Annotated in this window: 18 protein-coding genes; 12 read left to right on the forward strand and 6 right to left on the reverse strand. The window is 69.7% G+C overall.

The window, feature by feature from the left end:
- The first annotated feature begins 40 nt into the window (after positions 1 to 40).
- A complete protein-coding gene (locus tag ACH4XV_RS39695; RefSeq protein ID WP_395797971.1) occupies positions 41 to 1,528 on the forward strand; it encodes a carboxylesterase/lipase family protein in 1,488 nt (495 codons plus the stop codon).
- Positions 1,529 to 1,710: 182 nt separating this feature from the next.
- Here the strand turns inward: ACH4XV_RS39695 and ACH4XV_RS39700 are convergent, their stop codons facing one another.
- Both ACH4XV_RS39700 and ACH4XV_RS39705 read right to left on the reverse strand, forming a co-directional pair.
- Positions 1,711 to 2,562, reverse strand: coding sequence for an alpha/beta fold hydrolase (locus ACH4XV_RS39700; protein ID WP_395797973.1), 852 nt, complete (start codon positions 2,560 to 2,562; stop codon positions 1,711 to 1,713).
- A 144-nt stretch (positions 2,563 to 2,706) separates the two neighbouring features.
- Entirely contained in the window at positions 2,707 to 4,260 is a 1,554-nt protein-coding gene (locus ACH4XV_RS39705) for an MFS transporter (protein WP_395797975.1), read from the reverse strand.
- A gap of 209 nt (positions 4,261 to 4,469) precedes the next feature.
- Between ACH4XV_RS39705 and ACH4XV_RS39710 the strand changes: the two genes are divergently transcribed.
- The 4 genes from ACH4XV_RS39710 to ACH4XV_RS39725 all read left to right on the forward strand — a co-directional run bounded on the left by ACH4XV_RS39710 (position 4,470) and on the right by ACH4XV_RS39725 (position 7,360).
- The gene (locus tag ACH4XV_RS39710; RefSeq protein WP_395797977.1) at positions 4,470 to 5,342 is read left to right on the forward strand and encodes a TetR/AcrR family transcriptional regulator; all 873 of its coding nucleotides are present in this window, start codon (positions 4,470 to 4,472) and stop codon (positions 5,340 to 5,342) included.
- 65 nt (positions 5,343 to 5,407) lie between these two features.
- A complete protein-coding gene (locus ACH4XV_RS39715) occupies positions 5,408 to 5,761 on the forward strand; it encodes a VOC family protein (protein ID WP_395797979.1) in 354 nt (117 codons plus the stop codon).
- Positions 5,762 to 6,340: 579 nt separating this feature from the next.
- Positions 6,341 to 6,538 (forward strand): hypothetical protein, encoded by a 198-nt coding sequence (locus ACH4XV_RS39720; RefSeq protein WP_395797981.1) that lies wholly within the window; start codon positions 6,341 to 6,343, stop codon positions 6,536 to 6,538.
- Between the two features lie 99 nt (positions 6,539 to 6,637).
- On the forward strand, positions 6,638 to 7,360 hold the full coding sequence (locus ACH4XV_RS39725) for a DUF2637 domain-containing protein (RefSeq protein ID WP_395797983.1): 723 nt from the start codon (positions 6,638 to 6,640) through the stop codon (positions 7,358 to 7,360).
- A 218-nt stretch (positions 7,361 to 7,578) separates the two neighbouring features.
- Here the strand turns inward: ACH4XV_RS39725 and ACH4XV_RS39730 are convergent, their stop codons facing one another.
- Positions 7,579 to 8,172: an isochorismatase family protein gene (locus ACH4XV_RS39730; RefSeq protein WP_395797985.1), complete on the reverse strand. Its 594-nt coding sequence runs from the start codon at positions 8,170 to 8,172 to the stop codon at positions 7,579 to 7,581.
- A gap of 344 nt (positions 8,173 to 8,516) precedes the next feature.
- Here ACH4XV_RS39730 and ACH4XV_RS39735 point away from each other — a divergent pair, with 344 nt between their 5' ends.
- From ACH4XV_RS39735 to ACH4XV_RS39745, 3 genes are all read left to right on the forward strand, one after another.
- Positions 8,517 to 9,254 (forward strand): TNT domain-containing protein, encoded by a 738-nt coding sequence (locus ACH4XV_RS39735; protein WP_395797987.1) that lies wholly within the window; start codon positions 8,517 to 8,519, stop codon positions 9,252 to 9,254.
- A 3-nt stretch (positions 9,255 to 9,257) separates the two neighbouring features.
- The gene (locus tag ACH4XV_RS39740; RefSeq protein ID WP_395797989.1) at positions 9,258 to 9,542 is read left to right on the forward strand and encodes a hypothetical protein; all 285 of its coding nucleotides are present in this window, start codon (positions 9,258 to 9,260) and stop codon (positions 9,540 to 9,542) included.
- A gap of 287 nt (positions 9,543 to 9,829) precedes the next feature.
- Positions 9,830 to 10,438 (forward strand): helix-turn-helix domain-containing protein, encoded by a 609-nt coding sequence (locus tag ACH4XV_RS39745; RefSeq protein WP_395797991.1) that lies wholly within the window; start codon positions 9,830 to 9,832, stop codon positions 10,436 to 10,438.
- A 220-nt stretch (positions 10,439 to 10,658) separates the two neighbouring features.
- Here ACH4XV_RS39745 and ACH4XV_RS39750 read toward each other — a convergent pair whose 3' ends face one another.
- Both ACH4XV_RS39750 and ACH4XV_RS39755 read right to left on the reverse strand, forming a co-directional pair.
- Entirely contained in the window at positions 10,659 to 11,105 is a 447-nt protein-coding gene (locus tag ACH4XV_RS39750; RefSeq protein WP_395797993.1) for a cupin domain-containing protein, read from the reverse strand.
- A gap of 477 nt (positions 11,106 to 11,582) precedes the next feature.
- Positions 11,583 to 12,923, reverse strand: coding sequence for a hypothetical protein (locus ACH4XV_RS39755; RefSeq protein ID WP_395797995.1), 1,341 nt, complete (start codon positions 12,921 to 12,923; stop codon positions 11,583 to 11,585).
- Positions 12,924 to 13,461: 538 nt separating this feature from the next.
- Between ACH4XV_RS39755 and ACH4XV_RS39760 the strand changes: the two genes are divergently transcribed.
- Entirely contained in the window at positions 13,462 to 14,976 is a 1,515-nt protein-coding gene (locus tag ACH4XV_RS39760; protein WP_395797997.1) for a DUF6777 domain-containing protein, read from the forward strand.
- Between the two features lie 184 nt (positions 14,977 to 15,160).
- On the opposite strand, the gene ACH4XV_RS39765 is transcribed toward ACH4XV_RS39760, so the two are convergent.
- Positions 15,161 to 15,565 (reverse strand): hypothetical protein, encoded by a 405-nt coding sequence (locus ACH4XV_RS39765; RefSeq protein ID WP_395797999.1) that lies wholly within the window; start codon positions 15,563 to 15,565, stop codon positions 15,161 to 15,163.
- Between the two features lie 737 nt (positions 15,566 to 16,302).
- On the opposite strand from ACH4XV_RS39765, the gene ACH4XV_RS39770 reads away from it, so the two are divergent.
- The 3 genes from ACH4XV_RS39770 to ACH4XV_RS39780 all read left to right on the forward strand — a co-directional run bounded on the left by ACH4XV_RS39770 (position 16,303) and on the right by ACH4XV_RS39780 (position 18,358).
- A complete protein-coding gene (locus ACH4XV_RS39770; RefSeq protein ID WP_395798001.1) occupies positions 16,303 to 17,328 on the forward strand; it encodes a helix-turn-helix domain-containing protein in 1,026 nt (341 codons plus the stop codon).
- Positions 17,329 to 17,414: 86 nt separating this feature from the next.
- Complete coding sequence (locus ACH4XV_RS39775; protein WP_395798003.1) at positions 17,415 to 17,537, forward strand: hypothetical protein; 123 nt, start codon at positions 17,415 to 17,417, stop codon at positions 17,535 to 17,537.
- A 296-nt stretch (positions 17,538 to 17,833) separates the two neighbouring features.
- Positions 17,834 to 18,358 carry a GNAT family N-acetyltransferase gene (locus tag ACH4XV_RS39780; protein WP_395798005.1) on the forward strand — a complete coding sequence of 175 codons (525 nt, stop codon included), beginning with the start codon at positions 17,834 to 17,836 and terminating at the stop codon, positions 18,356 to 18,358.
- Positions 18,359 to 18,370 lie beyond the last annotated feature (12 nt).

Here is an 18,370-nt window from a genome sequence, read left to right on the forward strand (position 1 = left end):
AAGTGAAGCCGGAGCCTGTTCGCGAACGAAGGGATGGGGCATGTCCGAGCAACCGAGGGCACGCACGGCGGAGGGAGTCGTCGAGGGGCGCCAGCGGACGGGGGACGCGGTGTTCCGCGGGATCCCCTACGCCCGGCCGCCGGTGGGGCCGTTGCGTTTCCGCGCGCCCGCCCCGGTCGAGGGGTGGGAGGGGACGAGGCAGGCCGGCGAGTTCGGCCCCGTGGCCCCCCAGGCGGGGCCGACGGCGGAGGTATCGCTTGGCGACGGCTGGCTCACCCTCAACGTCGCCACCCCGAGCGTGGGAGCGGTCGGGCTGCCCGTGTTGGTGTGGATCCACGGCGGCGCCTACATCGCCGGGGCCTCGGGCGACCCGATGTACGACCCCGCGGCCCTGACCCGCGCCGGGCTGGTCGTGGTGAGCGTCAACTACCGGGTCGCGGTCGAGGGTTTCGCCCTCGTCGAGGGTGCCCCGGCCAATCGCGGCCTCCTCGACCAGATCGCGGCCCTGCAATGGGTACGGCGCAACATCGCCGCGTTCGGCGGGGACCCCGACCGGGTCACGGTGGCGGGACAATCCGCCGGAGCCGGGTCGATCGCGTCACTGCTGACGATGGAACAGGCGCGCGGACTCTTCCACAGAGCCATCGCCCACTCGGTGCCGGGCCTTCTGTCCACCCGCGACCTCGCCCGAGACGTCACCGCCGCGCTCGCCGCCCGCACCGGCGCCACCCCCGATGTCGAAGGCATGTCCCGTATCACCCCCGCGCGCCTGGCCGCCGAACTCACCGCCCTCGGCGCCGATCCCGCAGACCACCGCGAACGGTGGGGTCGCCTCGCTCGGATCGGCGTTGCCGTATGCCCGGTCCTCGACGGCGAAGTGCTCACCGCGACCCCCTGGCAGGCCCTGTCCGACGCCCGCGCGAACGGCGTCGACCTCCTCGTCGGCCACACCCGCGACGAATTCCGACTCTTCAGCGTCATGGCGGGACGATCGGGCACCTACACCGGGGACGAAACCCGCACCGCCCTGGACCTGTTCGCCCCCACACCGCACGGCCCCGACGCCTACCGCGCCGCCCACCCCACGGCCACGCCCGAGGAACTCCTCGAACTCGTATACTCCGACGCCCTCTTCCGGATGCCCTCCCTGCACCTGGCCCAGGCGAACCGGGCGGCCGGCGGCACGTCGTTCCTGTGCGAACTGCGACTGCGCGCCCCGGCGGGCGATGCACTCCTGGGCGCCTGTCACAGCCTCGACGTCCCCCTGGCCTTCGGCACGTTGGAAAGCCCCACCGGCAGATACTTCTTCGGCGACCGCCCGGCACCCCGGATCCGGGCGGTGTCACGGGAACTCCAGCAGGCCTGGGTACGTTTCGCCACGACCGGGGATCCCGGATGGCCCGCCCACGAGCCCGACCGACGGCTGACCCGCCTCGTGGACGTCGAATCCACCACCGCCCCCTACCCGGAAGCGGCCTCCCAACGGATCTGGGAAGACCACCACCCGACCCCCATGGACCTCACCTAGACACCAACATCCGCAGCCGACGGAACATCCCGCCAACCCACAACCCGGATCGCCCCGGCCCCTCATCGGGACGACCCGGTCGGGTATCCGTCACACCCCGCCGCACCCGCGGCCCGCATCCGGCGGGACGAACACCGGACACGCGTCGGCCGCGCGGATCGGCGGCCGACGCGCATACGCGGTCAGTCCCAGAACTCCCGCAGCGCGGCGTTGACGAGGGCGGGCTCCTGGGTGTGCGGGTAGTACCCGGGGACCCGCAGCAGGCGGCCCCCGAGAGAGTCGGTGAGGGACTCGGCCACGGCCGCCAGGGGCAGCCCCACGTGCTCGCGGTACGCAGCCGGTGCGTCCTCCCAGGTTCCGCAGATCACCAGGACCGGCAGCGCGGCGCGCCGGATCGCCTCCAGCGGGATGTCCGCCTCCCACACGGGCCGTTCCCCCATGGAGGTGGCGACGGCCCGCAGCCGGCGCGGCGTGGGCTCGGGCATGACCATCCCCAACCCCTCGGTGGACGCACGCAGATACTGCTCCGGCGTGACCCCGTCCAAGGCGCCCGGCGCACCGTCGCGCACGCGCTGGAGAAGGTCGGCGACGACCGGATGGTGCGCGGCGGCGGTGAACGCGGAGGGCTGGACCAGGGCCAGGGAGCGGACGAGGTCGGGTCGGCGCCCGGCCGCGATCAGCGCGGAGACGGCGCCGTTCCCATGCCCCACCAGATGTGCGCCGCCGACCCCCTCGGCGGATGCCTCGTCGCCGAGAACCTCCACGATGTCCTCGGCATCGACCTCGAAGTCGCTGCGCGCGGTGTCGGGACTGTCCCCATAACCCCGGCGATCCATCAGCAGGAGCCGCCGACCGTCCGCGAGGGGCCGCTGCCCGGCGAACCCGTACGCGGCGTCGCCGCCCCACGTGAAGATGTTGTGGACGAACAGGGCGGGGACGGCGACCGCCGGCGCGACCGGCAGGCCCGAAGCCACCGCAGCCGAACCACCCACCACCCGCTCCCGGTCGTCCCACACCGTCACATGCACACCCATCGGCCACCCTCTCCGAACCGAGGAACATCGACCCCGCGACACTACCGCCGGCCAACCGCAAGCCAACATCGACGATCGACTCATCCACGACCTCCTCCACCTTGGCGCGATCGGCCTCGGGCAGGCCGTGGTCGACGTCGGCCGCTACCGGGCCTCGGTCGTCGGCGCCTCCGGTCGCGGGGCTTCCTCGGCGGCGCCGTCGCGCAGCAGGATCCCGACGACGAGTGCCGCGCCGGTCAGCAACACCGCGCAGACCACGGCGGTGATCCGCATCTCCCAGGTGAAGGCGTCGAACGCCGCCCGCCGCAACGCGTCGCCGGTGCCCTTCGGCAGGCTCGCGGCGGTGTCGACGGCCGCGCCCAAGGTGTCCCGGGCGGAGTCGAGGTCGCCGGGCGACAGGCCGTCCGGTGCCTTGTCGGTCAGCGTCGTTCGATAGATCGTGGTGCCGATGCTGCCGAGGATCGCGATGCCGAGGGCACCACCGAACTCGGCGGCGGTCTCGGTCATGGCCGACGCCGAACCGGCCCGTTCGGGCGGCGCGCAGGACAACACCACGTCGGTGACCACCGCGACCATCGCGCCGATACCGAGGGCGACGACGGTCAACGCGGCTACGAGGTGGCCGCTCCCGGAGTCGGTGCCGATCGGCGCGAGTACGACGAAGCCGAGCACGGACACGCCCAACCCGATGACGATCACGTTCGGCTTGCCGATGCGCGGGGCGAGCGCGGTGGCCGCCGCGATGCCCGCGGGCATCACCAGGAACGTCGGCAGGGACCACACCGCCGACTCCAACGGCCCCATCCCGTGCACGAGTTGCAGGTACTGCGAGGTGAACAGGCTGAAGCCGACCAGGACGAACGAGCCGAGCCCGTCGGTCGCCAACGACACGCCGAACCGGCGCGAGCGGAACAACGACAGGTCGATCATCGGGTCTGCGACCACCCGTTGCCGATACAGGAATCCGCCGCCGACCACGAGCCCGGCGGCGACCCAGCCGACCGGTTCCGGGCCCAGACCGTGCTCCGCGCTCCGCTTGATCCCGTACACGACGGCGACCACGGCGACGAGCGACAGGACCGCCCCCAGGACGTCGAAGCGGCCGGGGACGGGGTTCCGGGACTCGGGGAGCAGCAGAGGTCCGAGCACGAGCAGCAGGACCATCACGGGCACGTTGATCAGGAAGACCGAACCCCACCAAAAGTGTTCGAGCAATACGCCGCCGATGATCGGACCGAGCGCGGCGCCGCCCGCGAAACCGGCCGTCCACACGCCCACCGCGGTGGCCCGCTCGCGTTCGTCGTGGAACATGTTCCGGATCAGGGAGAGCGTGGACGGCGCGAGGGTGGCCCCCGCGACGCCGAGCAGCGCGCGGGCCACGATCAGCATGATCGGATCGGTGGCCAGGGCCGCCAGGACCGAGGCGACGCCGAAGCCGAGCGCACCCGCGAGCAACAACCGGCGCCGGCCGATCCGGTCGCCGAGCGTGCCCATCGTGATGAGCAGTCCGGCCAGGAGGAACCCGTAGGCGTCCATGATCCAGAGCAGTTCCGAACCGCTCGGATCGAGATCGGTGGCCAGGAACGGGAGCGCGATGAACAGGACGGACATGTCCATCGAGACCAGCACACAGGAGAGCACCAGGACCGCGAGCCCGACCCACTCCCGCGTCCCGGCCCTGTTGCGTGTTTCCGTCATGTCCACCGTTCCCGAAGCCGTTTCCATCGTCGATTTCCACCCCGTTGCGTACGCAGTACGCGTCAGGCGCGTACACGATACCCATGACTCCGGAAGGTCTCCACTCGTTATCCAAGTCGCACTACCTCCAGCCGATTTCCGCACACAGCCGATCCTCGACTAGAATTTCGTCACGAAGTTGCTTGCGTGACGAAAAGGAGATCCGTGCGATGACCACCTGCGCACGCTGCGGCAATGCGCTGGAGCCGGCCGTGCGCGGCAGGCCCAGGCGCTACTGCTCCCGGGCCTGCCAGGCGAAGGCGTATCGGGCCCGGACGGCGGGGGAGCCCGCGATCGACCGGGCGGCCCCCGGCGTCGAAGCCACCCCCGCCACGGCCGGCGAGACCGACCCGCCCCACCTGACCGTCGAGCGCATCGTGCGCGCCGGCATCGCGATCGCCGACGCCGAGGGGCTGGACGCGCTCTCGATGCGCGCCGTGGCCTCCCGCCTCGACGCGGGCACCATGTCCCTGTACCGCCACGTGAGGTCCAGGGACGAGTTGGTGGCCCTGATGGTGGAGGCCGCGCTGACCGAGGCGCCGCCGGCGCAACCGCCCCCTCGCGATTGGCGCGAGGGACTGGAGCGGGCCGCGCACCGCGACTGGGAGCTGTACCGCCGCCATCCGTGGATCCTGTCGAACGTGATGATGAGCACCCGATTGCGCCCCAGCCCCGCGATGGCGGCGGACAACGAGTACACGTTCACCTCCCTCGACGGGCTCGACCTCGAACCCGGTGAGGCGTTCCGCTACGTCTTCACGGTCACCGCGTACACGCAGGGCGTGGCCGTGACGCTGGTCGACGAGATCCGGAACGAGCGTCGGTCCGGCCCGGCTTCAGGTCGGCGGCGCACCTCCGCCGACCCTTCGCGCACCTCCGCCGGCCCCTCCTGGGATGCCTTGTACGCGACCGGCGCGTATCCGCGGCTGACCCGCGCGATGCGCGCCGCAGGCGAACCCTGGGACCTGGACGCCCTGTTCCGGTCGGGCCTGACCGACGTCCTGGACGGCATCGCGGCGTCCCTGGCCCGGCACGAGAGGTAGCGACGGCCCGGCGGATTCCGGTGTTGTTCCGGCTCGCGGGGTTGTCGTCCTGACAGGATGGCCGCATGGAACGTGTGCTTGGAATCGGTGGATACTTCATGCGGGCCGCCGACCCGGCGACGCTGAGCGCGTGGTACCGCGACTGCCTGGGCCTGGACGCCGACGACAACGGTGTGTGGCGGCAGCAGGCCGGGCCGACCGTGTTCGCGACATTCGAGTCCGAGACCGACTATTTCGGCTCGCGCGCCCAGCGGACCATGCTCAACTTCCGGGTCCGCGACCTCGACGCGATGCTCGCGCAGCTGCGCGCCAAGGGCGCGGACGTGGCCGAGGAGATCCAGGACATGGCCGGGATCGGTCGATTCGGCTGGGTCATCGACCCCGAGGGCAACCGCGTCGAACTGTGGCAGCCCGCCTGATCCCTCCGGACCAGTGACGCTTGCAGGACGTCGATCTTCGCGGCGACCTGCCCGGTAACGCCCCACCGCGCGCCGAGATGCCCGAAACCGTCGTGCGTTTGCGCGGATGGTCGGAGCGGGCTGCGGGATTCGAGGTCCCCGGAGTGCGACGGCCGGCACCGTACTAGCGGAGGGAATTCTGCGAGCGCAAGATTTTTGCCCGAATTTGTTGCGCAGCGGAAGATGGTCCCGCCGTTGGCAAGTGGTGCCAGGAGGAGGGTTTGCGCGCGGGCGGGTGTTCGTGCTTGCCCGGAAACCTTTACCAACCTGTGAGTTTCCCGTGGGGTAGGTAAAAGGACTCTCGGTGAAGGGTCGCGCTTCCCTGCAATGCCAAGGAGTTCAAGTTTCCGGTGGTGCGGGCTTTGCGGGTCCGGTGTTCGAAAATGTGCGAAGTGTGGTCGGTAAAGTCGCCAATCCGGGTGCGTGGTTCACCGTTTCGGACCAGCGCCGCCGGGGAGGGCGTGTCGTTAGCCGGGCGTGAATCCCAGAGCCTCCGTCTCCTCCTCCGCGTCTCCCGCTCTTGCCCAACGTGCCTTTCCCATGGGGGATTGGGTGCTCACCCCTCGTGCGGCGACGTTCCGCAAACGGTCTCCGCACGCGTACATCGAACGTGCGGGTCGTCGCGTCGCGCTTCGACATTGTTCCGCCGACATGGAGCAGTTCGCCCTGGCGATGGTGTTGATCGCCGCGGAGTATTCGCGCCGTCTCGACGACGTCCTGGACGATCCGCGATCGTGAACCGGGACCGAGCATCCGCCGACCGATCGAAATGCGTATCCGGCATCGAAGTTCGTGACTGTGCCGCGTGCCGCCCGATCCCTCGAATGAGCCAGGCCCATGTATGAAGGTTATGGATACGACCCGTATCCCCCGTCCGGCACACAGGTTCCGCCGGGCGTCGTGTCGTCGCCCGGCGTGGTGGAGTGGCCGGTACCGACCGCGGCCGTGTCACCCGACGGGCTCTCCCCGTCGTTCGCGGTGGTGGGGGACCCGCGGTTCGAGGCCGATCTCGCCCGGCTCCTGGGGAACCCCGCCGAGGAGGTTCCCGTCACCGTCGAACTCCCCGCTCCGGTCCGGGAGCCGGCCGGTCATCGCCGGCGGCCCGCTCCGCCCCCTCGACCGGCCACCGGCGAACAGCGGGTGGACCGGATCAGCCGGTCCCTGGTGGTGGTCAGCGTCGTGTTGGTCGCCGCGATCGGTGTGCTCGGTGCCTTGATCACCCTCGCGCCGCTGAGGCACACCGCCGGCGCGACCTCCGGCCCGGCCCGGTTGTGGCCCGTCCTGGTCCAAGGGCCGTGGGTGGTGGCCTCGTTGTCGATCCTGCGCTCGAGTCTGCACCGCCGTCGGGCACTGCACTCGTGGATCGTGGTCGCCGCCTTCGCGGGCCTGTCCATGGCGCTGTCGCTCAGCCATGCCCCGATGACCGTCCAGGGCGTCGTCGTCGCCGCCCTGCCCGCGGTGGCGACCACGGCCTGCCTGCACCAGCTCGTTCGCCAGATCACCCTCACCCGCCCACCCCGACGACACATCCCCGGCCGACGCCGCGACCCACCGGGCTGAACCACACCCGCGCCGGCACCACGAGGCTCCCCGAAGCCACCAAAGCGCGCGGAATCGGTCGGAACAACGCCACCTTCGCCGGGTTCCACCGAAACCACGTAATCAACGTGGAAAACGGCTACGTCCAATAGCCGCCGACCTCCCCCGCAGCGTTCCTGAACGCGCCGTCGTAGCGGACCTGGTGCCCGTCGCGCCCGCAGGAGCCGGGTGAACGGGTGCTATCGGGGGGCGGGTGCCTCGCCGGTTACCGCGACGCCCGCTCGGCGGAAGTCGTCCAGCGTCGCGGCCGTGGTGTCCGGGGCGACCCCGACCGAGTAGTCGAGGCGCACCCGGGCCCGGAGGCCGGCCTTGACCGCGTCCAGCGCGGTCGCGCGTACACAGTGGTCCGTGGCGATGCCCACGATGTCGACGTCCTCCACCCCGCGTGAGCGCAGCCAGTCCGCCAGGGGCGTGCCCTCCTCGTCGGCTCCCTCGAAACCGCTCTTGGACGCACTGTGGGCACCCTTGAAGAAGACGGCGTCCACCTTGCCGCCCATGACGGCGGGGGCGAAATTGGGGTGGAACTCCCCTCCTTCGTGGCCCGCCACGCAGTGCACGGGGAAGCTGTCCTTGAAGTCCGGGTTCTCGGAGAAGTGGGATCCCGGGTCGATGTGGTGGTCCCGGGTCGCGACGACGTAGTGATAGTCGGATCCGGCGCTCTCCTCGACCAGATCGGCGATCGCGGCTGCGATTCGCTCCCCGCCGGCGACGGGCACACTGCCTCCCTCACAAAAGTCGTTCTGCACATCCACGACAATCAAGCCTTGGCTCATGACGAACACCCTTCAGCGCTGCGGAAAAACGGGAGGGACTACGGCGCGACCGATCCGTCTCGAGGTGCGAGCACCCCGAGACGGATCGGTCGCCATCGGGCTGGGACGCCGGAGAGGACACCGCCCTCGCCGGCCTCACCGCCCATACCCGGCCGACGACCGCCGAAAGCACGGTCGATCACCCCGCCCGCCCCCTTGTCCCCACCGCGCTTACCACCATCACCCCGCAACTCCCATGCCGATGTGGGTCCGTTCAGGTGACTTCGCAGTGGTGAACCACCACCGAATACCTCCCAGGCGATATGAGTGGTTTGTACCTGGCTGATGATCTCGGGAGGCGACACGTGCGGTTGTTCACACGAGGGCGATGGGTCGCCGCGACGGGCGGGGCGGCGTTGGCCGCTGTGGTGCTGGCCGGCGCCGGAACCGTTCAGGCGGCGCCGGCGGAGTCGAAGTTCGCCGTCGTCGGGGCGGGTTCGACGCGGGTCGTGTGCGTGGATCCGCTGGACGGGGACGAGCGGCTGGGTCCGCAGGATCTGCCCACCCGCGCGGAGCCGCCCGTGGGCCCGCTGTTGTCCGGCTACCGACGTACCGGCAACCTGACCTCGACGGCGTTCCTGGACAAGTACTGGAACAACGAGGCGAACGCCTGGAAGTACCCGCCCGACGACGGCTTCGCCCGGATCAACGGGGAACTCGACAAACACGAGACGACCCTGCGGGCCGGACAGGACCTGGATCGCTTCGGATCGGAGTACGGCAGCTTCCTCGCCCCTGCCGGGGACCGGTATGCCAAGCGAGCTCTGCCACCGCAGAACCTGATGACACGCGATCCCGCCTTTCCCTGCGGCTACCACCGCTACGAGGTCACCCGGCCGTTCAAGGTCTGGCAGGGACACATCGCCCCGTGGTTCGAACAGCCCGGTGGCGGGCGGCAGATCCTCCTGGACCCGGCGCTCGTGAACCCGGGCGAGGGCCAACGGCTCAACGTCAAGTGGCTCTTGGAGCACGACTACCTCAAGCCCGACGAGGACGAAGGCCGGACCGGATCCACGTCCCTCGCCGCTGCCCCGACACACTGAGCGATGGATCGGTACGAGCTTTTCCTCGCCCTGCGCCGCGGCGGCGTGGCGCAGGGCGAGATGTGGATCCAGGACGCGCACGAACCCGTACCCCTTCCACCCGAGTTCGTGTTCCTGCGCCGAGCCGCCGAGACCTGGCAAACCGGCGTCTTCGAACGCGGCAGATGGCACGTGGTGGCAGATTTCCCCGACGAGCCGGCCGCCTGCGAGCACGCGCTCCACACCCTGGCGCTACCGAGAAGTCCCCCACCCGACGATCTCCGGACGCATCGCTCACCCGATTCCTGACGGCGGCGGCGGTCGACCATCGGATGTCGTTCGGGACCTCGGGCCGCCGCAGGACGCGGGGGTGCGCGTGGGCCGCAACGGTACCCTCCTGGACCGCCCGTCGGACGCGTATCACCCTCGGGCCGGCAGGAACCGCGCCGCCCCCGAGTCGCGGGGCTCCCCGGGTGTCTTCGTCGTGTCCATGGGGATCCCCATGTGGGTCACCTCTACCGCGAGGATCGGGACGGCCACCCGGTTTCGGCAAACAACCTTGCCGTTGTTGGGACACATCGGGTTGACTGCGCCCCATGGACGACCAACCGACCGTCGGCGCCGTCATCGAACAGATCGCGCCCCGGCTGCGCCGCGCCCGGAGCAGGAAGGGTGTCAGTCTCGCCGAACTGTCGCGTGCGACCGGCATCTCCACGAGCACGCTCTCGCGCCTGGAATCGGGGCAGCGCAAGCCGAGCCTGGAACTGCTCCTGCCGATCGTCGCCGCGCTCGGCGCAGCTCTCGACGAGATCGTCGCCGCGCCCCGGATCGTCGACCCCCGGGTACCGCAACACGCCACCCGCCGCAACGGCCGGGTTCTGATCCCGTTGTCCCGACAGCAGGGGGAGCCGCGCGCGTACAAGATGACGATCCCGGCACACGACGAGGAGCCGCACGTACGCACCCACGAGGGCTACGAATGGCTCTATGTGCTGCGCGGTCGGCTCCGTATGCGGCTGGGCGAACAGGACTTCACCATGGGCCCGGGCGAGGCCGCCGAGTTCGATTGCCACATCCCGCACTGGTTCGGCGCCGCCGGACGCGGCGACGTCGAGATCCTCAGCCTCTTCGGCAAGCAGGGCGAACGTGCCCACCTGCGCACTGCGCGGACGTCGAGGCCGTCCGGGAGCAGGCGCAGGACGTAAGCGGTCGTCGGGCATGCGCTCGGCCCGGTGGCGGATCGCCGTGCCGATGGCCGGATGGCCGTCGGTCCCAGCGTTGTCCGACGTCGAAGCGAGGTCGGACAACGGGCGAGGCGACCCGATTGCCCGGGTGATCCGGTGGTCCCCGGACGGGGACTCCGCCTTCCCGCCGACCGCCCAGAGAACGCGCCGGCGAACGCCGTGTTCGCCGGCGCGTGTTGCGTCAACGCGCAGAGGCGTCTTCGAGCCGGTACAACTCCGGGACGGAGACCTTGATCGGTTCCTGGGTGGTTCGGGCGATCACGGCGACCACCGGCTCGTTCGGGTCGGGGTTCTCCTCGCGGTGGGGGACGAACGGAGGAACGTGAAGGAAGTCGCCCGGGCCCGCTTCGATGCATACCTCCTGGGTGCCGTCGTGGTAGAAGTACAGGGGGTGTCCGCTGACCACGTAGACCCCCGCTTCCGAGTCGCCGTGGTGGTGGTTGTCCGTCGCGCTCGACGGTGGGTTCACCACCAGGCCCATCCAGAGCTTCCTCGAACCCACCGTGCCACCGCTGATGACGGCGCCGGGTCCCTCGGCCCCGCCGGCCCGGATGTGGCGGAGGCGGTCCCCCACGGGTGTCGCACGGTCGTCGCCACGCGCGTTCTCGACGTCTGCAAGGTCGTTCATCGTCAACACTCCTGATCGTTCGCCACGGCCGAAACAGCCGCACCCCAGGTTGTGCCCGACTCGATGAAGACGGCGAATATCATTGCCATTTCCGCAACGCTTGTGGTCGGCGAGGCACCCTTCTTCCGGCGAGTCCGACAGGACGTGCCACGGCGGTCGACGGGCACCGCGCTCACCGGTTCGCGTCCCGCACGTGACGGCATAGGCGTGAGCGTGGCCGCGTTCGCGGCGCCCCACGGCTGCGGGTGCGACCGGCCGGGGCGGCGGTCCGGCGCCTCGCCCTCGGGGCCGCCAGGGCCGACGACCGGGCGTGGGACGGTGTCCTGCTCGAGGCGGGCCTGTTGCTCCAGTGGCCCGAGCAGACCGAACACCCCACCGATTACCGGCTGTTCGACCTGCCGAAGGACTTCCAGCCAACGAAGTCCCAATGGTGCTTCGGCGTGATCCGTTCGAATCTCTCGAGAACAAGATCCTCGATCAATCCCGGGGAGGTTCACCCTGCGGTGGCGCGTTGCCGGCATCCTCCGTCAGGGCCTCCTCTACGAATACTCGGTAGCCGCAGGTCGGGTCGAAGCCGTGGATTTCCTTGGTATCCAGTGCGTCCATGAAATCGAGGATGTCCTTGCCGAACTCCTGGCCCGGGACCAGGATCGGGAAGCCGGGTGGGTACGGGGTGACGAACACCGCCGACACCACGGGCCGGCCGGCCGCGAGTCGGCGTCGGGCCTCGGCGGCCGACACGTATTCGCACAGTTCCTCGCGGTATGCCATGTAGTACGCCCTGCGCATGTCCCCGTCGGCAGCCGCGCCTTCCGGGTCGGTGCGGAAGGCGGCGTGGAACCGCGAGAAGTCCGGCAGGGGCGGATGGTCGTGGCCGAGCAGGTCGACCCGGAGATCGAACGCGCGTTTTTGCTCCGGCGACATCTGCGCGGCTGCGGATTCCAGTTCCTCCGCGATGCCGATCAGCGCCCGCAGCAGATGCGCGAGGGCGCTGCGCGTCGTGCCGATGTTGGTCATCGCGAGCACGGTGTTGCGCGTGGTCTTGTTGACCTGGATTCCCCAACGATCCATCAGCTGTTCGTGCCGGAACGTATCCCCGTCGATGCCCGTCGCCGAGATCTCGATGGTCAGCCGGCACGGATCGAGCACGAACTCGTCCACGCCCCATGCCTCGTCCATCGCCACCGGCCCCACCCACACCGGACACTCGCGACCCCACGTCCGGAACTCGTCCGGGATCAGATCGGCACTGGCCAGGACCCGGAAGTACTCGGACAGCAGGGGGTGTTCGGCGATCCGATCGCGCAGCGTCATGGCCAACTCGACCTGACGCGACACCAGTGCGAACCCCTCCAGCTCCACCTGCCGCCGACCGACATCGAGCGAGGCCAGCACCTGGTAGTTCGGCGAGGTCGAAGTGTGGGTCATGTACGCCTCACGGAACGCGTCCGCGCTGCGCGTGCCGAAGTCCTCGTCGTGGACGTGGATCATCGATCCCTGACGCAACGAGGTCAGGGTCTTGTGCGTCGACTGCGTGGCGTACGCGCGGATCCGCACCCGATCCGGGTCCGGCAGCAGCGGCTCGTGGGCCAGTTCGTCGTCGGTCAGGCCGCGGATTCGCTCGAGGTGCCGCACGTACTCCTCCCGATACTCGGCCGTGCCGAAACGCTCGGACAGACGCGCCGCCGCCATCGCGGTCCGCCGCCGATATACCGGGTGGAAGCGGGCGAAGGCGAACCACGCCTCGTCCCACAGGAACGCCAGATCGGGCTTGATCGCGAGGCACTCGGTCATCACCCGCTCGACGTCGTACACCACGCCATCGAACGTGCAGTTGGTCGGGGTCCCACGGGCCGATTTCCCGCGCTTGCGAATCAGAGCTCGCACGGCGACGGTGGCCTGGCTGCGATGGAACCGGGACCGTACGCGGTATCGGCGCCGTGCCGGGGGCGGGCCCGACGACGAGCCCGGCGCCGGCGCCGCCGAGTCGTACCGCCATCGGTCTCGCACGTCTCGTGTCATGTAACCCCCCAGCGGCGGAAGGAAGTTCCGCCACGGCAAACGTGTCCACGGCGAGCCGGATCTTTCACCCACGAGCGATATTCCTCCGCCGCACGCCCGCAAGGCGTTCCCGAGCGCGGACACGCGCGCACCGGACACCCCTCATCCCCGGTGCTGTTCCCAGCCGACCACACCGCCCGGCGGTCCGGCGGTTCGACCGAGCTGTCGGGGCGGCCTTTCCTGCGGATGAACCCCCACGAAAAATATCTTCGGAAATTCGGAGAGAAGTCCGCGCCCGGACGCACGTCCCTGGCGAACGGGTCGTCACGTGCGACCCCAGGCGAAGGGACGCCCCATGAACGAGCATTCCCACCCGCGTCCGGCGGACCGGTCGATCTCGACCCCGCCGTGGACCTCGCACACCCCGCCGCGAGCCCCGCGTCGCGCGGGGGTGGCCGTGGTCTCCGTGGTCGCCGCGTCCGCGTTGACACTGGGTATGGCCGTCGGCGGTTGCGCGCTGGTTGTCCGCAAGGCCGTACAGGTGACCGCCGAAGCGGCGTTGGAGGCCACCGCCTCCGCGTTCTTCGAGCGCCTCGGTCAGGACCGCGCCGGCGTGCACTCGCCGCAGGAGGGCGGACGGCGTCGGGGGGACACCCCCGGGCTGTACGGCGGCGCCCTGAACACGCCGACGTGTGACCGGTCCAAGCTCGTCGCGCTCCTGTCGGCGGACCCGACGAAGGCCGCCGCCTGGGCGGCCACCCAGGGCATCACGCCCGCCGAGATCGGCGCCTTCGTCGCGCGAACGACCCCCGTGCTGCTGCGCCACGACTCCCTGGTGCGCAACCACTACTTCCGAGACGGAAGGGTGGTGGGCTACCCCGCGCTGCTCCAGGCCGGCACGGCCGTGCTGGTCGATCCGTGGGGCCTGCCCGTGGTCAAGTGCGGCTGTGGCAACCCGCTGAAGAGCCTGTCCGTCGCCCCGGAGCGGAGGATCGAGCCGAACGGTATGGCCCCGTCCTGGAAGCGCGAGTACGACAGGAAGGCTGTCGTCACCGTCACCGGTGGCGAAGGCGGCCCGCTCACCGGCATCGTGCTGACCGACCTCGACCATCCGGACACCACCATCATGCGTCCGACCGGTACCGACGGCGAAGCCGACACCAGGCGCGAGGGCCGACCCGACGACGCCGAGGACGACCCGTCGCCGACGTCCCCGACGACCCGACCGCCGACGACCGTCCCTCACCCGCCCACCACCCGCCCCGGCCAAGGCCCAAGCTCCACCGCCCCCTCCCGGACCGCGTCTTTGCCCGTGAGGCTGACGCTCTCGACGAGCACGGTCGCCGTCGGCGGCTCGTATACGGCGCGCGCCACGGGGTTCGATCCGGGCGAGCGCATCACGTTCGGATGGACCGGACTCAGCACCGAAACCATCAACACGGTCACGGCGGACGCCACCGGCACCGCCTCGATCTCCGTACGCGAGGGAGCCGCACCGGGCGACTACCGCATCCACGCCCAAGGGGCCGACTTCGGCCGCATCGCCGTCGCACCCCTGCGCGTCGTACCCGGCCCGTCGTCCGCCGGCCCGTCGTCCGCGGCGCCGGCCCGCCCCGCATTGACCTTGTCGACGAGCACGGTTGCCGTCGGCGGCTCGTATACGGCGCGCGCCACGGGATTCGACCCGGGCGAGCGGATCACATTCCGCTGGACCGGACTCAGCACCGGAACCATCAACACGATCACGGCGGACGCCACCGGCACCGCCTCGATCTCCGTCCGCGAGGGAGCCGCACCCGGCCAGTACCGCATCCACGCCGACGGCCTCGGCTCCGGCCGCACGGCCAACGCCCCGCTGCGCGTGACCTGACAGCGGTCACGGACCGGGAACGGCCGGCCGAACGCGCACGCCACGGGTCGGCGAACCGATCAGCGTCGCGCGAGTCGGTGAGACGACCACCCGGCGCCGGCGTGGCGGGTCGGCGGGCAGCGCTCCACCGGACCGTCCTCCTGGTGGCCCGGGCCGGGCAACGCCCGCCGACCGACGCTGTTCGCTACTCCGGCTGGGTGACCGTCAGTGCCCATCTCAGCGTCTGCGCCGAGGCGTCGACCCCCACAGTGAAGGACCCCGACCGCACGACGCCCGGATCCATGGTCGCCGAGTTCACGCCGATGCCGCCGGCGGGGCAATCCACTGTGAACGCGGCCACCTCCGCGTCACGGGAGTGCATCGTCACACCCACGCTGCCGCCTCCCTCACAGGCGACGGTGAGTACGGTCGGCAGTTGTTCCGAGGCACCCCCCGATACGACACCACCGTCTCCGATGCTCTCCTCCACCCACACCAGACCGTCCGGCCCGGGGTGGGGGAGCAAGCCTCCAACCGCTGCTGCGGGTGTGGCTCCCACGCCCGACAGCATGAAAGCCGCCAGCGTCACCGCGGGTACGGTCTTCCTCACACGTGACATTTTTGCTCCTCGGCAGCGTGTCATGGGGCGCACAGCCCTGCGCGATGCGAGAACCGCGCGCACGGGTACGGCAGTGGTCGCGCGCGGCCGGGGACGATCGCCGGAAGTCGACCGTCCCCGTCCGGGCCCGGATCCGTCGTTCACGTGGAGGGTATGCGGGTCCTCCGACACGTCGCCGATCGCAGGCCCGGAAGGCGCCGTGCAGTCGGAGCGAACGCCGCGGTGCCGAGTCCGCCGGCTCGTCCACGACCGTCACCCCGGCCCGGAGGAGCACTTCCACTACGCGGCAAATGCCCACCGGCCCGTTTGTCCGCGATGTGTTCGTCCAACTCCGCGTGGAGTGCGTCCTCCATCGGGTGCTTCGCGTGTTTGCAACAGGCCGCCCTCGCCGAGCAGCCGCACCCCGCCCGCACCGGCCTGCTCGGTCGCCTTGTCCGCGAGCACGGCCACCGGAGCCGTCCACGTAGTGTCCACGCCCTGGTCGCAGAGTGCGCCTTCGTACAAGGCGACCGCTCAGCGGTCACACCAAAATGGACACGCGCCGCGCGCAGGGGCGTACGACCGACGATGGGAAGTACGGATGTTGGAAGTCGGCGCCGACGGTTTGTTCCCGAGCGCGGTCCGGGGGGTGGCGACCGGGGCGTGCCGTACCCGCCGACGGAAGGACGAACCGCGGCGTTCACTCGAAGTGTGAGCGAGCCGAGAAAAACGGCGGACCGAATGGAGAGATGATGATCGAAGACACGTTCACTACCGACGTTTTACCGAGGCAGGACCGCTGGGCAAGCTGGTACGACGCCGGGACCAAGTCTCATCTGCCGACGTTGATTCACACCGACCATCAGGACGACTTCCGGGGCTCGATACGCCGCCTCGATCTCGGCTCCGTGCAGATATCGACATTGACGTACAGTCCGCTGCATGTGACGCGGACCTCGAAACTGATCCGACGGTCGGACCCGGGCATCTATTACTTCGTGTTCCCTCGGCTCGGACGGATAGGAGTCGCCCAGGCGGGTCGTGAGACAGTGCTGACCTCGAAAACGTTGGTCTACTACGACACTTCGCGACCCTTCACCGCCTGGGCGACCGCCGGAGACGAGACGGTCGCCGGCTGCCTGATCCTGCAGGTACCCAGAAAGCTGTTCCCCGTCCGAGCGGAGACGCTCGGCCCGCTCCTCGCAGCTCCCGTGGCGAGTCGGGACGGGCTTGGCGCGCTACTCGCCAGTCATCTCGACCAACTGGTCGCGAACGCTGCCGGCTATACCCCGGCGGACGCCGCCCGCCTGGCGGCCATCACCATCGACCTGTCCGCCGCCCTGTGCGCACACGAGCTGGAATCCAACGACGCCTTGCCGCCGGAGACACATCGAAGGGCGATACAAGCACAGGTTCACGCGTTCATCCGGGTACACCTCGGCGACCCCGACCTCTCGCCGAACACCATTGCCGCAGCTCACCAAATCTCCACGCGCTACCTCTACAAGATCTTTCAGGATCAAGGCCTCACGGTGGCCGATTGGATCCGCAGGTGCCGGCTCGAGCGCTGCAGGCGCGATCTGACCGACCCCGCCCTGCGTTCCCGTCCGGTTCTGGCCATCGCGACCAAGTGGGGTTTCAAGGACGGAGCCCACTTCAGCCGCGTCTTTCGATCCGCGTACGGCATGCCCCCCGGAGAGTACCGAAGCCATCATCACGGCGACGCCGTGCGCGAACGGACAAGAACCGTGCGGGCCACGACAAGGACTCCCTGACCACTTCTCGGCAAGCTGGTTCCCGACAGGCATCAGCCTCCCGATCTCGCGGCTGAAAAGTCGCGAAAAATGAAACGGGGGAATCCATGAAGATTCGTTCCATCCTGACGGCACTCGCAGCCACCGGGATAGCGGTGTTGGCGACCACGACCACTGCTCAGGCCGCGGGCGGAAGGCAATTGGCCACCGATTCCGTCGGCCACCAGTGACAGTCAAACCTGGTACTGCACGTCCGGAAGCGCAAACGGCCAGGCCTGCTTCGCGCCCCTGACAGCACGACCATCGAGTCCGGCGGGGGAGTACGACAACTGCCGCACTGGGATCACTACCGGGAATCGGCTTTCCGGGCAGCGCACTTGCTCAAGCCGAGCAAGTCTCATCCCAGGCTCGGCCTCTCGAGACGCACCCATCACGCCTCGGCGATCCCGGCCGGATCGGCCGTCGGTGATCGCGGTGGTCACGCGGAACAGATCTTCAACGATCAGGCCCGACAAAGGAGTTCTCGATGCTTCGGCCCGCAAGCCCCAACGACGTGGAAAGGATCGCGGAGATCTGGCAACGAGGGTGGCGCGATGGCCACCTGGGGCACGTTCCCGAGGCTCTCGTCGCCGTCCGCAGCACGTCGTCGTTCAGGACGCGGGCGCTCGAACGTATAGACGCCACGACGGTCGTCGAGATCGATGAAGCGGTTGCGGGATTCGTGACGGTGATCGACGATGAGGTGGAACAGGTCTACATGTCGAAGGAGCACCGCGGCACGGGGGTGGGGGACCTACTGCTCGCACAAGCCGAGCGCCTCGTCGGCGCCGGCGGCCATCGTCGGGCGTGGTTGGCCGTCGTGAGCGGCAACGCCCGGGCCCGCAGGTTCTACGTACGCAACGGCTGGGTGGACGAGGGTCTGTTCGACTATCCGGCCGACGCCGTGACGGGTCCGGTCCTCGTCCCTTGCCACCGGTACATCAAGCCCGTCGCGCGACAATCGACGGGCGGCCGACCGCCACTCCTCCGGCGAGCGGGGAGGGTTCGGTGAGTGGCCGCCACC

This window comes from Embleya sp. NPDC020630 (assembly GCF_044334985.1).
Classification (GTDB): Bacteria; Actinomycetota; Actinomycetes; order Streptomycetales; family Streptomycetaceae; genus Embleya.

What these genes read in the sequence shown, in the direction of transcription:
- ACH4XV_RS39725 (WP_395797983.1), top strand. Translation starts at nt 6,638, where the DNA reads ATGTATGAAGGTTATGGATACGACCCGTATCCCCCGTCCGGCACACAG.
- ACH4XV_RS39730 (WP_395797985.1), bottom strand. Translation starts at nt 8,172, where the DNA reads ATGAGCCAAGGCTTGATTGTCGTGGATGTGCAGAACGACTTTTGTGAG.
- ACH4XV_RS39695 (WP_395797971.1), top strand. Translation starts at nt 41, where the DNA reads ATGTCCGAGCAACCGAGGGCACGCACGGCGGAGGGAGTCGTCGAGGGG.
- ACH4XV_RS39700 (WP_395797973.1), bottom strand. Translation starts at nt 2,562, where the DNA reads ATGGGTGTGCATGTGACGGTGTGGGACGACCGGGAGCGGGTGGTGGGT.
- ACH4XV_RS39770 (WP_395798001.1), top strand. Translation starts at nt 16,303, where the DNA reads ATGATGATCGAAGACACGTTCACTACCGACGTTTTACCGAGGCAGGAC.
- ACH4XV_RS39710 (WP_395797977.1), top strand. Translation starts at nt 4,470, where the DNA reads ATGACCACCTGCGCACGCTGCGGCAATGCGCTGGAGCCGGCCGTGCGC.
- ACH4XV_RS39780 (WP_395798005.1), top strand. Translation starts at nt 17,834, where the DNA reads ATGCTTCGGCCCGCAAGCCCCAACGACGTGGAAAGGATCGCGGAGATC.
- ACH4XV_RS39720 (WP_395797981.1), top strand. Translation starts at nt 6,341, where the DNA reads ATGGGGGATTGGGTGCTCACCCCTCGTGCGGCGACGTTCCGCAAACGG.
- ACH4XV_RS39715 (WP_395797979.1), top strand. Translation starts at nt 5,408, where the DNA reads ATGGAACGTGTGCTTGGAATCGGTGGATACTTCATGCGGGCCGCCGAC.
- ACH4XV_RS39745 (WP_395797991.1), top strand. Translation starts at nt 9,830, where the DNA reads ATGGACGACCAACCGACCGTCGGCGCCGTCATCGAACAGATCGCGCCC.
- ACH4XV_RS39740 (WP_395797989.1), top strand. Translation starts at nt 9,258, where the DNA reads ATGGATCGGTACGAGCTTTTCCTCGCCCTGCGCCGCGGCGGCGTGGCG.
- ACH4XV_RS39705 (WP_395797975.1), bottom strand. Translation starts at nt 4,260, where the DNA reads ATGACGGAAACACGCAACAGGGCCGGGACGCGGGAGTGGGTCGGGCTC.
- ACH4XV_RS39760 (WP_395797997.1), top strand. Translation starts at nt 13,462, where the DNA reads ATGAACGAGCATTCCCACCCGCGTCCGGCGGACCGGTCGATCTCGACC.
- ACH4XV_RS39750 (WP_395797993.1), bottom strand. Translation starts at nt 11,105, where the DNA reads ATGAACGACCTTGCAGACGTCGAGAACGCGCGTGGCGACGACCGTGCG.
- ACH4XV_RS39775 (WP_395798003.1), top strand. Translation starts at nt 17,415, where the DNA reads ATGAAGATTCGTTCCATCCTGACGGCACTCGCAGCCACCGGGATAGCG.